The sequence below is a fragment of the Anoxybacillus sp. ST70 genome (assembly GCF_019553625.1).
Lineage (GTDB): Bacteria > Bacillota > Bacilli > Bacillales > Anoxybacillaceae > Anoxybacillus > Anoxybacillus gonensis.
This window is the reverse complement of record NZ_JAHZOF010000005.1, coordinates 1-12,895: the sequence shown is the minus strand read 5'-3', so window position 1 is coordinate 12,895 and position 12,895 is coordinate 1. Positions and strand designations below refer to the sequence as shown.

Genomic DNA, 12,895 nt, shown 5'->3' with positions numbered 1-12,895 from the left:
TGTTCTAATGATAGGGTAGCGAACAGAAAAACAATTGTCAAATTTTAGACTATAAAAATAACCGACACAATGGCCGGTTATTTCTTCTTCACAATCATTTCTTTTTTAAACGAATGTAATAGCGATATGACCATAAAGATCATGATGATTGTAAATGGGAATGCTGCGATAATCGACGCTGTTTGGAGCGCCTGCAATCCACCTGTCCAAAGCAAAATAGCTGCTGTTGCTGCTTGAATGATTCCCCAAGTAATTTTTACCGAGTTCGACGGATTTAAACTTCCGTTTGTCGTCTGCATCCCAAGCACAAACGTAGCTGAATCTGCTGACGTAACAAAGAATGTACAAATCAGTAGAATCGCGAGCCCTGACAAAATCGTACTAAGCGGAAAATGGTTAAAGACAGAAAAGAGCGCCATTTCAATGCCTAATTCGTTCATTGTATTCATAATGTCCGCTTGTTCAAACATTTCTAAATAAAGAGCAGAGCCACCAAATACAGAGAACCATAGAGCACTAAAAATGGTTGGAACGAGCAATACGCCAATCATAAACTCTCGTACCGTCCGTCCACGCGACACGCGCGCGATGAATGATCCAACAAACGGCGCCCAAGCAATCCACCATGCCCAGTAAAAAATTGTCCAAACACGCGGCCATTCACTTTGTTCGAACGGACTTAACCGTAAACTCATCGACGGCAAGTTTTGAACGTAAGAACCGAGCGTTGCTGTAAATACATCCATAATAAAGTTTGTCGGACCTGCAAACAGTAAGAAAACCATTAATAGTACCGCAAGCATCACATTCGTATCACTTAATGTTTTAATTCCTTTATTGAGTCCTGTTTGTGCAGAGAGCATAAATAAAATGGTAACTACTAAAATGACAATCATTTGGGTAGTTAAATTATTTTGTATATTCGGAGAAAGGTGAGACAGCCCTCCACTAATTTGAATAGCTCCTAATCCGAGCGATGTCGCTACACCAAAAATAGTCGCATATACCGCTAACGTATCGACCGCTATTCCTGTTAAACCGTTCACGCGTTCGCCAAATAACGGATACAATACACGACTCATGACCCCTGGCTCTTTTTTTCGAAACTGAAAATAAGCTAATGCTAAAGCGACAACGGCATAAATGGCCCAAGGATGAAGCCCCCAATGGAAAAACGCATATCGCACCGCTACACGACCAGCTTCTGCTGTTTCTGCTTCACCAACAGGTGGACTGTAAAAATGATACATCGGTTCCGCCACACCCCAAAACACTAACCCGATTCCCATTCCTGCACTAAACAACATACCAAACCATGTTCGGTAACTATACTCTGGCTTTTCATCATCTGCCCCAAGTCGAATGTTTCCATATTTCGAAAAAATCATCGTGATGCAGAAGATGAGGAAAAAGGTTGCTGCTAATAAGTAAAACCAACCAAACTTATGGACTAAAAAGTCTTGTATTCCCGCACTCACTTGTGCTAAATGAAATTGTGGCCATACACTTTCAGGGATGACTCCCCATCCAATAAATAAAATCGCAATAACAATGGAAATGTAAAACACGGGTGTTGTTTTTCGCATCAAATCCCCCCTCTATTTTATCGTGCTTATGGGGATCGTGTTAGCGTCTTCGGGAGTTGATGAGGCATGTGTAGCTATAATCATGGTAACAAAATGGAAAAGGGAAGTCAAATGAGACGACTTCCCCTTTTTTACATATGACTTTTATGCCAATTCCAAGCAGTTGTAATGATTTCCTCTAACGAACGGGTCGCTTGCCAACCGAGTTCGCGGGAAATTTTTTCGGATGAAGCAACAAGGCGGGCCGGATCTCCCGGACGGCGCGCTGTGTATTCAATCGTCGCTTTTTTCCCTGTCACGCGCTCACACATGTCGATCACTTCTTTCACCGAATAGCCGAGACCGTTGCCAAGGTTGTATACAACCGTCTTTTTCTGATCAGCAAGAAGGGCATGCAAAGCGAGAATGTGCGCCTCCGCTAAATCCATCACATGAATGTAATCGCGAATACATGTGCCATCTGGTGTATCGTAATCTGTGCCAAACACTGAAATTTTATCGCGCAATCCAAGCAAATGTTGCAAAATAAGCGGAATTAAGTGCGTTTCTGGGTGATGGTCTTCCCCAATGTCGCCACTTACATGCGCACCTGCCGCATTAAAATAGCGCAACACTACATAACGTAAATCGTACGCTGAGGCAAAATCGGAAAGCATATGCTCAATCATTAACTTCGAGCGACCGTACGGGTTAATCGGAAGCGTCGGACATTGTTCTGTAATGATATCAACGTTCGGAATCCCATACACCGCAGCTGTCGACGAAAAAATAAACCGTTTGACGCCATATTCCATCATCGTTTCTAATAACGTTAACGTCGCTGCCACATTATTTTTATAATATTTCATCGGCTCGACAACCGACTCGCCAACTAAACTATTTGCCGCAAAATGCATGACTGCATCGATCGGATATTTTTCAAAAATGCGCACGAGCGTTGCCCGATCCCCTAAATCGCCATGCACAAACACCGCTCGTTTATCGACTAAATAACGATGCCCTGTCGATAAATGATCAAGCACAACGACCGAGTTTGTTTCCACTAACTGTTTGACGACGTGGCTGCCGATATATCCTGCCCCACCAACGACTAAAATCATACAGAAACTCCTTTCAGGCGAATATACGACCATATTAACATATATGGAAAAATCGAGCATCATTTCTTCCTTATTTGATCGCTCTTCTTCCAATCGAATAATATTCGATGGCATATTTTTTGACGTCTTCAAGCGCATAACAATTACGGCCATCAAAAATAATTGGTGTTTTCATTTGCTTGACGTATACAGATAAGTCGAGTTGTCGAAACTCATCCCATTCTGTTAAAATCATCGCCGCATCCGCATCTTTGAGCGCTTCTTCGACATGGCTTGCATATATCACTTCTTTCGGCAATACCGCTCTTGCTTTATTCATCGCAATCGGATCGTAAGCAACAACGATCGCCTGTTCAGCAACGAGTTCACGCGCGATAACAAGCGATGCCGCTTCTCGCATATCGTCTGTATTTGGCTTAAACGACAAACCGAGAAGGGCGATTTTTTTACCTTGAATATGTCCGAAACGTTTTTTTGCTTTTTCAATGAGCTTTCGTTGTTGTTTATTGTTTACTTCAATGACTGCCTTCAACAACTCGAAATCATGATCTATATTTGCTGCAATTTTCGCTAACGCTTTCGTATCTTTCGGAAAACACGAACCGCCATATCCAATGCCTGCACGTAAAAACGATGAGCCGATGCGTTCATCCATTCCCATTCCCGCTGCCACTTGTTCAATATCTGCGCCAACTTTTTCACATATGTTCGCAATTTCGTTAATAAAACTAATTTTCGTTGCTAAAAATGCGTTAGAGGCGTATTTAATCATTTCTGCGCTCCGAATATCTGTTTGAAAAATCGGAATGCCAAATGGACGATGAATGTCCGCGACCACAGCTGCCGCTCGTTCATCATCCGCCCCGATCACAATGCGATCGCCATGAAACGTATCATAAAGCGCTGACCCTTCACGTAAAAATTCCGGATTCGACACGACATCGATGCGCACATGCGGAGCGAGCTGTTGAAACATGCGCTGCATCTCATGATTCGTCCCGACGGGCACCGTGCTTTTCGTCACAACAATGACATCTTTCATCACCGATGAGGCGATGTCTTTCACCGCTTGATCAATATATGTCAAATTCGCTGAACCGTCTTCGTTTTCAGGCGTGCCGACCGCGATGTAAATCACATCTGCTTCGCGATACGCACTCGCACCGTCTGTTGTAAAAAACAACCGATTCTCTTCCATATTTTCTTTCATAAACTGCTCAATCCCCGGCTCATAAATCGGAGAAATGCCTTGTCGCATGCGATTTACTTTTTCTTCATCAACATCAACACACGTCACCCGATGCCCCACATGAGCAAGCGCTACCCCTGTTACTAATCCAACATACCCTGTTCCAACGACGACAATGTTCATTGCTACCCTCCGTGCCTGTTTTTTTTTTCAGTTTACACAAATACGAACACTTTTGCACGGTACAACTATTCTGAAAAATATTTTAGAAAGTAAGTCATTTTACTTATAAGAAAGTGAACATTTGTCTATGATTATAGTAAAAGGACAGAGGAGGAATAGCATATGCCAACTGCATGGGAAACATTAAAAAAGATTACAAAGTTATCAGATTACGAAACATTACCCGCTTCGCTTCGCCATGAGATTGAACGAACTTTAGAACAAGTAAAGAAAGCCGAAACAATTTATCAATTAAAAATCCAGTTGCGCGGTATTCGTCCACCGATTTGGCGACGTGTGCTCGTCCCAAGCGACATAACATTCGATCAGCTCCATCTCATTATTCAAGAGGCGATGGGATGGGGAAATTACCATTTGTATCAGTTCGAAACAAGTGATGCGATCATTGACGTCCCACATCCAGATGATCGCTTTATGACTCTTTGGAAGGACAAGCTCGATTCACAAAAAACACCGATTAAAAAATACTTAAGTAAAGAGAAACAAAAAGTGTTGTATACGTACGACTTCGGGGATAACTGGGATCATATCATTACATTGGAGAAAATCGAAAAACGAATCGAACCGTTAACACATCCGATTTGCATCAAAGGATCACGAGCATGCCCTCCCGAAGATGTTGGTGGGGTTTGGGGCTACCAAGATGCGATCGATATGATGAAAGACGATACGCGAAAACAAGAGCGTCAAGAGTTTTTGGAATGGTATGACGAATGGTACGGAGACGACTTTGATCCAGAGCGCTTTGACATCGAAGAAGTAAACCAACGACTTGCGACCATTCGCTTCAAGTAGTGTGAAAATGCGAGAGGACTGCTGAAGAAGGACAGTCCTCTCTCGCGTATGAACGTCTGTTAGGAAACGATTTTGATATGTTTTAATTAAGCTTCCCGCAAAAAATGTGTTAGCACCTGTAAAGAAGGATGGCTAAAATTGAAGTGGCCCTTTTCTTATCCGATCATACAAACCAACTAATAATAAAAACAACGGAAAAACCGACGAAAGCGATGATTGTTTCCATCACTGTCCATGATTTTAGCGTATCTTTCACCTCTAAACCAAAGTAGCGATTGACGAGCCAAAATCCTGAGTCGTTGACATGTGAAAGAATTGTCGCTCCCGCTGCAATCGCAATTGTAATTAAACCTAAAATCGGACCCGTTAAGTTAAGCGTCTCAATAAATGGAGCCATTAATCCAGCGGATGTGACCATTGCTACTGTTGCTGAGCCTTGCGAAATACGAACGAGCGCAGCGATAATAAAAGCTAACACAATTGGAGGTAACGTAGATGTCGCCATCATATCTGCAAGCACTTTACCGACACCTGAATCGACTAAAATTTGCTTGAACACTCCACCAGCTCCTGTGACAAGAATAATAATTCCAGCCGGTTCAAGCGCTTTTGTCGCAATATCTTGTACTTGTTGCTTTGAAAAACCGCGCTTTCGTCCTAAGAAATAGAAAGCTAATAATGTGGCGATCGTTAAGGCAACAAACGGATGTCCTAAAAACGTAAAGAACGATCGAAACATATTTTTCTCTGGCAAAACAACCCCTGAAACGGTATTCATTAAAATAAGGAGCAAAGGAATGAGAATAATCACCGCAATTAATCCAAAGCTAGGTAAATCCCGTTCGTTATCATGCTCTTTCCATTCCATATAAGAAGGGATAGAAGCATGGATTTTTTTAGCAATATACTTCCCAAACAAAGGTCCTGCTACCATCATTGCAGGTACACCAGCAATAAAACCAAATAAAATGACCCAACCTAAATCTGCGCCAATCAAATTCGCAACCGCAATAGGCCCTGGTGTTGGCGGGATAAAACTATGCGTCACCGCTAGACCAGCAAGCAAAGGAATGCCGTAATATAAAAGAGAGCGCCCTGTCTTTTTCGCTAAACCGTAAACAATGGGTACAAGAATAATAAAACCAACGTCGAAAAATACGGGGATCGCAACTAAAAACCCAGTAATTCCAAGCGCCCACTGTGCTTTATCTTCGCCAAACTTTTTCATTAACGTTTGGGCTAGTCGTTCAGCCCCTCCCGACGCCTCGAGCATCTGTCCAAACATCGCGCCTAATCCGACAACAACTGCGACAAATCCAAGTGTCCCACCCATTCCGTTTTGGATGGACTCAATGACGCTTTTCAAAGGCATGCCAGCCGCCACTCCGACGAGTAAACTAACTAACAATAAAGCGACAAATGCATGCAATTTTGAACGAATAATAAGAAATAACAATAAACTAATTCCTGCGATAACGATGAAAATTAATGAAGATGATGTCATTGCACTCCGCTCCCCTTGTTTTAAAGTAAACGCTTACAATTACTAAATCGGTTTAGTTATACAGTGAATCACCCCCTTTGTTTATACATATTTACTTTGAAAAGAAGAAATGATTTGAAATTCATCTTTTAATCGCATATATAGACGTGTATACAAGTCAAACAATTCCGCATAAATCGCTGTATGTTGTTCATTTGGTGTATGAGACGAAGAAATGCGTAGCCACGATTTCACCTCTTGTAGCGACGAAATATCTCCTTGAGCGTAAAGAGCTAATGCTGCTGCTCCTAGCGCCGATGCCTCATGCGTTTCAGGGACGATTAGCTCTTTTCCCATCATATCGCACAACATTTGACGCCAAAACGGCGACTTCGCAAATCCACCCGATACTCGAATTTCCGATAACGGCCCAACGACATCGCGGACCGCAAGTGCTACCGAAAATACGCTCATACAAACGCCTTCCATGACTGAACGAATAAAATGCTCGCGCTTATGCTGCAAACGAATACCAAAAAATGTTCCACGCGCATGCGCATCCCAATACGGGGCTCGCTCCCCTGATAAAAACGGCAAAAATAACAATCCTTCCGATCCAGCAGGCACACGAGCGGCATATTGTGTCAATAAATCATATGGGTCTACTCCAAGCCGCTTTGCTACTTCTTTTTCTTGTGCCCCAAATTCATCACGCAACCAACGTAATAAAATCCCCCCATTATTTGTCGGTCCACCAACAACCCATTCATTTTCTGTCAACACATAACAAAACGTCCGCCCTCGTTCATCTGTTTTTGGAAAAGGGGAAATCGTTCGCACCGCCCCGCTTGTTCCAATCGTAATAGCAGCCTCATGGGGTAATACGGCACCTACCCCGACATTCGCAAGCACGCCATCGCTCGCTCCAATGACAACAGGGGTGCGAGAAGAAATACCGAGCTGTTCAGCCCATTTTTTATCCATTCCTTGTAGCGTATATGTCGTAGGAACGAGAGAAGACAACTGACTACGCTCGATGCCGAGAAACGTTAAAATTTCTTCATCCCAATCAAATGTTTGCAAGGAAAACAAACCGGTGGCCGAAGCAATCGAATAATCAACAACATACTGATGAAACCATTGATATAACACATACTCCTTAATGGAAATAAACTTATATGCTCGTTTGAATACATCTGGCGCACATTCTTTAAACCACATCAATTTCACAAGCGGTGACATCGGATGAATCGGCGTCCCCGTTTTTTTATACATCGCCACCCCTTGTTCACTCGCTCGAAGCCGTTCAGCTTGTTCGCTACTTCTGTTGTCTGTCCAAATGATGCAGTTCGTCAAAGGTCGGTGGTGTTCATCTACTAACATAATTGAATGCATGGCGACACTAAATCCAATCGCCTTTACTTGCTTTGCGGAAACATGTCCTTTGTATATCGCTCCTTGTATACTTTGCATCACCGCGGAAAAAAGAACGTGCGGGTCTTGTTCCGCCCATCCCGGTTGCGGATGAAGCATCGGATATTCGACCGCATGCATGGAGCGAATGCTTCCATCTTCGTCAAAAATGACAGCCTTTGTACTCGTTGTACCAATATCAACTCCGATGACAACTTGACTCATTTTTTTCTCCTCTTTTCTTTGCTGAATCCCTTTCTATGAACATTGGAGCAAGCCGAAACATTTGTGGAGACGTCTCACCATTCATTTGCATAAACAACCGTTCTGCCGCTATTTTTCCCATTTCAAACGTCGGCTGTGCAATCGTTGTTAACGAAGGGGTATAAATCGATGCAAATGGAACGTCATCAATACTTATGACTGCTAGATCATTCGGAATGGCGAGTTGGTGTTTTTTCACGAACGCTAATACTTCCATTAACGTTAAGTCATTTATCGCAAATATCGCCTCAGGCAGTTTATTACTGTTAAAAAGAGCCTCTAATCGCTCCGGGATGCGCTTCACATGCTCGGTAATAACCCACTCTTTTTCCACTGAAACACCGTGATCACGCAACGCATGATGAAAAGCTTTGATACGCTCTGTACGTGGAATGACGTGTGGAGCAAATGGCGGTGCAACAAGCCCAATATGTTTATACCCTTGTTCAATGAGATACTGTACACCTAACTGAACAGCACGCTCATTATGCAACAAAACCGAATCCGCATCGATCCCCGCAACTGTACGATCCACAAACACAAGTGGTAAGCGCGCTTCTTGCATTTTTTTATACAACTCTACATTTTTTCCTGTCGGGAAAATGATAAACCCATCCACTTGTTTCGCCCATAACATATCAATATATTTTCTTTCTTTTTCAGGATCGTCATCTGTATTACAAACGATGACATGGAAATCATGTTGTTGACACATATCCTCAATTGCACGGAGCACTTGCGTCGTTAACATATGCAAAATGTTGAAAACAATGACGCCAATCGTCGCTGTTGATTTTTGTTTTAAACTACGGGCGAGAACATTTGGGCGATATTGTAATTCCTCAATTGCCTCCGCAATGCGCCTTTTCGTTTCTTCGCTCATATATTCATATCTTTTATTTAAATATTGCGATACTGTACTTTTTGAAACATTCGCCAGTTTTGCTACGTCCGCCATCGTCACTTTCCGCACCGTATTCATTCCCCTTTACTAAATCGATTTAGTAAATAAACCGGTTTAGTTGTATTATATATGAAATTGAAAGCGTTTTACAACCGAAATATTTCGACACATTCTATTTTTTACGATCAGCCATACGTTTGGTAGATTCGAGGTGTGATAGGTACCGCGTTCTTCATACATTCCTCCATATAAAATAACTGTACAGCCTTCAAATTTGTTCAAATGTATGAAAATAAAAAATTGTATTGTAAGCGTTATCAAACGTCATTATAATAACTTCAAACGCGTTTATGTTTTAATGCAAACGTTTGCATCCTTATTTTATTTTAAAGAAAGGATGTGTGTGTATGAGTTATTTGAAAAAAGTGTGGTTGTATTACACCATCATCGCTACCTTAATCATTTCCTTTTTCACACCCTTCTCAACTGCACAAGCGAACACCGCACCAGTCAACGGAACGATGATGCAATATTTCGAATGGGATTTACCGAATGATGGCACACTTTGGACGAAAGTACAAAATGAAGCTAGTAGCCTTTCATCTCTAGGTATTACTGCGTTATGGTTACCACCTGCATACAAAGGAACGAGCCAAGGGGATGTCGGGTATGGCGTGTACGATTTGTATGACTTAGGAGAATTTAATCAAAAAGGGACGATTCGAACGAAATACGGAACAAAAACACAATATATACAAGCTATTCAGGCGGCAAAAAGCGCTGGTATGCAAGTATACGCCGATGTCGTATTTAACCATAAGGCAGGGGCAGATAGTACAGAATGGGTTGACGCAGTCGAAGTGAATCCTTCTAATCGAAACCAAGAAACATCTGGCACATATCAAATTCAAGCATGGACAAAATTTGATTTCCCTGGCCGTGGGAACACATACTCAAGCTTTAAATGGCGCTGGTATCATTTTGACGGTACGGATTGGGATGAAAGCCGAAAACTAAATCGCATTTACAAATTTCGTGGCACAGGAAAAGCATGGGATTGGGAAGTAGACACAGAGAACGGAAACTATGACTACTTAATGTTTGCTGATTTGGATATGGATCACCCGGAAGTTGTAGCCGAGTTGAAAAACTGGGGAAAATGGTATGTGAACACAACGAACGTAGACGGATTTCGCTTAGATGCGGTGAAACATATCAAATATAGCTTTTTCCCTGACTGGCTGTCATATGTACGTAATCAAACAGGGAAAAATTTATTTGCCGTCGGTGAATTTTGGAGCTATGACGTCAATAAACTGCATAACTACATTACAAAAACGAATGGGGCTATGTCATTATTCGATGCCCCGTTGCATAACAACTTTTATATTGCTTCAAAATCAAGTGGTTACTTTGACATGCGTTATTTGTTGAATAACACGCTAATGAAAGACCAACCGGCACTAGCAGTCACACTTGTTGACAACCATGACACACAGCCTGGTCAATCTTTGCAATCTTGGGTAGAGCCTTGGTTTAAACCACTTGCTTACGCCTTTATTTTAACGAGACAAGAAGGGTATCCATGTGTATTTTACGGCGACTACTACGGCATTCCAAAATACAATATTCCAGGCTTAAAAAGCAAAATCGATCCACTTCTTATTGCACGTAGAGACTACGCATACGGAACGCAGCGCGATTATATCGATCACCAAGATATTATCGGCTGGACGCGCGAAGGAATAGACGCAAAACCAAACTCTGGACTCGCAGCTTTAATCACTGACGGCCCTGGTGGAAGCAAGTGGATGTATGTAGGCAAAAAACATGCCGGTAAAGTTTTTTATGATTTAACTGGAAACAGAAGTGATACGGTAACGATCAATGCAGACGGCTGGGGAGAGTTCAAAGTCAACGGAGGCTCCGTCTCAATTTGGGTTGCGAAAACTTCAAACGTAACATTTACCGTCAACAACGCAACGACAGTATATGGACAAAACGTATATGTTGTTGGAAATATTCCAGAGCTAGGGAACTGGAACATAGCGAATGCTATTCAAATGACGCCATCTTCTTATCCGACATGGAAAACAACTGTTTCCTTGCCTCAAGGAAAAGCAATTGAGTTTAAGTTTATTAAGAAAGACAGTGCAGGAAACGTTATATGGGAAAACATAGCCAATCGAACGTATACGGTTCCGTTCTCATCAACAGGATCATATACCGCAAACTGGAACGTGCCATAACATGCTTAAGTCAGCTTGCCGATAAAAACGGCAAGCTGTACTCATGTACACGTTACGCTCTTTAGCACGGATCATCGCTTTCTTGTCTCTTTCCAATTCCAAATGGTAGAGATCGAAACACGGACGTTACAATCTGATATTTAAATGTTTCTTTAATTGGTTGGATATCATTTCCCTTTCTTCCTCAGGGACAATGAAGTAGTAAATGCCATTCATTTTTTGACCTTTTCCTTGCAAGTGGAGTTGTTCTATATGATGGCGAGCCTCTTTGTAATTCGCTTGAATTTGCTTCATTTCGTCAAACGTCATATTCGTCTTTACATTTTTCCCAATGGCTTCAAGTATATCGCTATAGTTGACTAGAGAAGAAAGGCTCGCCCCTTTTTTAATAATAGCCGCAATCACTTGCTTTTGGCGATCTTGTCTTCCGAAATCACCGCGCGGATCATCATAGCGCATGCGCGTATATTTTAAAGCACGATCCCCATCTAAAGTAATTTCACCTTTTGGGAAAGATTCTCCTTCATAATTAAAGGCAAAAGGATTACTTACCGTCACACCGCCAACCGCATCAACGATATCCTTGAAACCTTCCATATTGACTTTTATATAGTAGTCAATTGGAATATGTAAAAACTGCTCAACCGTTGCAATCGTCATTTCCACCCCGCCAAAAGCGTAAGAGTGGTTAATTTTATCCTCTTTTCCTTTTCCGACAATCGCTGTGCGAGTATCGCGCGGAATGCTCAACATTTTAATCGATTGCTCTGTCGGATTTAACGTGACGACAATTAACGAATCTGCTCGTCCACGATCGTTTTTACGTTCATCTACCCCGATAAGCAAAAAGGATATCGGCTCACCTTTTCCGAGCGATAACTCATTCTCTCGCTGTTCCGAACGTTCTCGCTCAATCGGCTCATGCATCTCATTTATTGTTTCCTTGAACTTACCGTACATCGAAAAAGCATACGCTCCCGCTATGATAAAAAGTAGCACAACAATAGCTATAATCTTATAACGTATTTTTCCACCTTTGTTTGCTTCCATTTTTATCTTCCCTTTATGTATGCTGAGATATCATTCAAGTGAAGCGTACCATATGGAAACAAAAAGGACAAGGGGAATAGCGTCAAAAAGTCGCTGAAACACATTATTCAGCAACCGTCAGACGCTTCCTCGCCTCATCAGTGAGCACTAAATATGAACGGGATTTACCGTCCTCATCACGCTCCACTTTCTCTGTCCACGGATGAAGTAAAAGCAAACCTAGCTTTAGTCGAGCGTTTGGATCAACCATTTTTTGACGCACACCGTCTTTATGAACGATCAACTTTTCCATGACACGAAACATCACTTCCTTACTTAAAGGCACTTCTTTTTCTTTGGACGTTAAGCTTACAGTTATTCCATCATCAAAGAGTGCCACGATATGAAATGCTTCCTTCCCCTTAAATGTTGGTACTGTTTTCCCTTCGTAAAGATTATGTAACAATGACTGCCACATTTCCTCCATAAACGCTGCTTATCGTAACTATTCACCCCAGTGCTAGTGTATAAAAAAGCCCAGCACAAATAGGGCATTTCGGTCATAGAAAATGCCCTAGGTAGCGGAAAGAACTCGATCGATCGTTTCGCCTGCCAACAGAAGACACAACGAGTCCCACAC

Annotated in this window: 10 protein-coding genes; 2 read left to right on the top strand and 8 right to left on the bottom strand. The window is 42.1% G+C overall.

Annotated elements, in window-relative coordinates:
* Window positions 1-77 precede the first annotated feature (77 nt).
* The 3 genes from K1I43_RS08200 to K1I43_RS08190 all read right to left on the bottom strand — a co-directional run bounded on the left by K1I43_RS08200 (window position 78) and on the right by K1I43_RS08190 (window position 4,058).
* Window positions 78-1,586, bottom strand: coding sequence for a glycine betaine uptake BCCT transporter (locus tag K1I43_RS08200; RefSeq protein ID WP_220382639.1), 1,509 nt, complete (start codon window positions 1,584-1,586; stop codon window positions 78-80).
* A gap of 131 nt (window positions 1,587-1,717) precedes the next feature.
* Window positions 1,718-2,686, bottom strand: a complete 969-nt coding sequence (gene galE, locus K1I43_RS08195) for a UDP-glucose 4-epimerase GalE (RefSeq protein ID WP_136260150.1) — start codon at window positions 2,684-2,686, stop codon at window positions 1,718-1,720.
* 70 nt (window positions 2,687-2,756) lie between these two features.
* Window positions 2,757-4,058 carry a UDP-glucose dehydrogenase family protein gene (locus tag K1I43_RS08190; RefSeq protein WP_136260149.1) on the bottom strand — a complete coding sequence of 434 codons (1,302 nt, stop codon included), beginning with the start codon at window positions 4,056-4,058 and terminating at the stop codon, window positions 2,757-2,759.
* Window positions 4,059-4,220: 162 nt separating this feature from the next.
* On the opposite strand from K1I43_RS08190, the gene K1I43_RS08185 reads away from it, so the two are divergent.
* On the top strand, window positions 4,221-4,913 hold the full coding sequence (locus K1I43_RS08185) for a plasmid pRiA4b ORF-3 family protein (RefSeq protein ID WP_240468880.1): 693 nt from the start codon (window positions 4,221-4,223) through the stop codon (window positions 4,911-4,913).
* Window positions 4,914-5,076: 163 nt separating this feature from the next.
* Here the strand turns inward: K1I43_RS08185 and K1I43_RS08180 are convergent, their stop codons facing one another.
* From K1I43_RS08180 to K1I43_RS08170, 3 genes are all read right to left on the bottom strand, one after another.
* Window positions 5,077-6,417, bottom strand: coding sequence for a GntT/GntP/DsdX family permease (locus K1I43_RS08180; protein ID WP_019418180.1), 1,341 nt, complete (start codon window positions 6,415-6,417; stop codon window positions 5,077-5,079).
* Window positions 6,418-6,498: 81 nt separating this feature from the next.
* On the bottom strand, window positions 6,499-8,034 hold the full coding sequence (locus K1I43_RS08175; protein ID WP_019418181.1) for a gluconokinase: 1,536 nt from the start codon (window positions 8,032-8,034) through the stop codon (window positions 6,499-6,501).
* Window positions 8,009-9,046, bottom strand: a complete 1,038-nt coding sequence (locus tag K1I43_RS08170; protein ID WP_136260148.1) for a LacI family DNA-binding transcriptional regulator — start codon at window positions 9,044-9,046, stop codon at window positions 8,009-8,011. Before K1I43_RS08170 ends, K1I43_RS08175 begins: the two co-directional genes overlap by 26 nt.
* Before the next feature lie 338 nt (window positions 9,047-9,384).
* Between K1I43_RS08170 and amyS the strand changes: the two genes are divergently transcribed.
* Complete coding sequence (gene amyS, locus K1I43_RS08165) at window positions 9,385-11,226, top strand: alpha-amylase (protein ID WP_019418183.1); 1,842 nt, start codon at window positions 9,385-9,387, stop codon at window positions 11,224-11,226.
* A gap of 126 nt (window positions 11,227-11,352) precedes the next feature.
* Here amyS and tagU read toward each other — a convergent pair whose 3' ends face one another.
* Both tagU and K1I43_RS08155 read right to left on the bottom strand, forming a co-directional pair.
* On the bottom strand, window positions 11,353-12,276 hold the full coding sequence (tagU, locus tag K1I43_RS08160; RefSeq protein ID WP_019418184.1) for a polyisoprenyl-teichoic acid--peptidoglycan teichoic acid transferase TagU: 924 nt from the start codon (window positions 12,274-12,276) through the stop codon (window positions 11,353-11,355).
* A 103-nt stretch (window positions 12,277-12,379) separates the two neighbouring features.
* Window positions 12,380-12,733 carry a hypothetical protein gene (locus tag K1I43_RS08155; protein WP_050982333.1) on the bottom strand — a complete coding sequence of 118 codons (354 nt, stop codon included), beginning with the start codon at window positions 12,731-12,733 and terminating at the stop codon, window positions 12,380-12,382.
* Window positions 12,734-12,895: the final 162 nt, after the last annotated feature.

Coding starts and splice junctions, on each gene's coding strand:
- K1I43_RS08200 (WP_220382639.1), bottom strand. CDS start 1,586: ATGCGAAAAACAACACCCGTGTTTTACATTTCCATTGTTATTGCGATT.
- galE (WP_136260150.1), bottom strand. CDS start 2,686: ATGATTTTAGTCGTTGGTGGGGCAGGATATATCGGCAGCCACGTCGTC.
- K1I43_RS08190 (WP_136260149.1), bottom strand. CDS start 4,058: ATGAACATTGTCGTCGTTGGAACAGGGTATGTTGGATTAGTAACAGGG.
- K1I43_RS08185 (WP_240468880.1), top strand. CDS start 4,221: ATGCCAACTGCATGGGAAACATTAAAAAAGATTACAAAGTTATCAGAT.
- K1I43_RS08180 (WP_019418180.1), bottom strand. CDS start 6,417: ATGACATCATCTTCATTAATTTTCATCGTTATCGCAGGAATTAGTTTA.
- K1I43_RS08175 (WP_019418181.1), bottom strand. CDS start 8,034: ATGAGTCAAGTTGTCATCGGAGTTGATATTGGTACAACGAGTACAAAG.
- amyS (WP_019418183.1), top strand. CDS start 9,385: ATGAGTTATTTGAAAAAAGTGTGGTTGTATTACACCATCATCGCTACC.
- tagU (WP_019418184.1), bottom strand. CDS start 12,276: ATGGAAGCAAACAAAGGTGGAAAAATACGTTATAAGATTATAGCTATT.
- K1I43_RS08155 (WP_050982333.1), bottom strand. CDS start 12,733: ATGTGGCAGTCATTGTTACATAATCTTTACGAAGGGAAAACAGTACCA.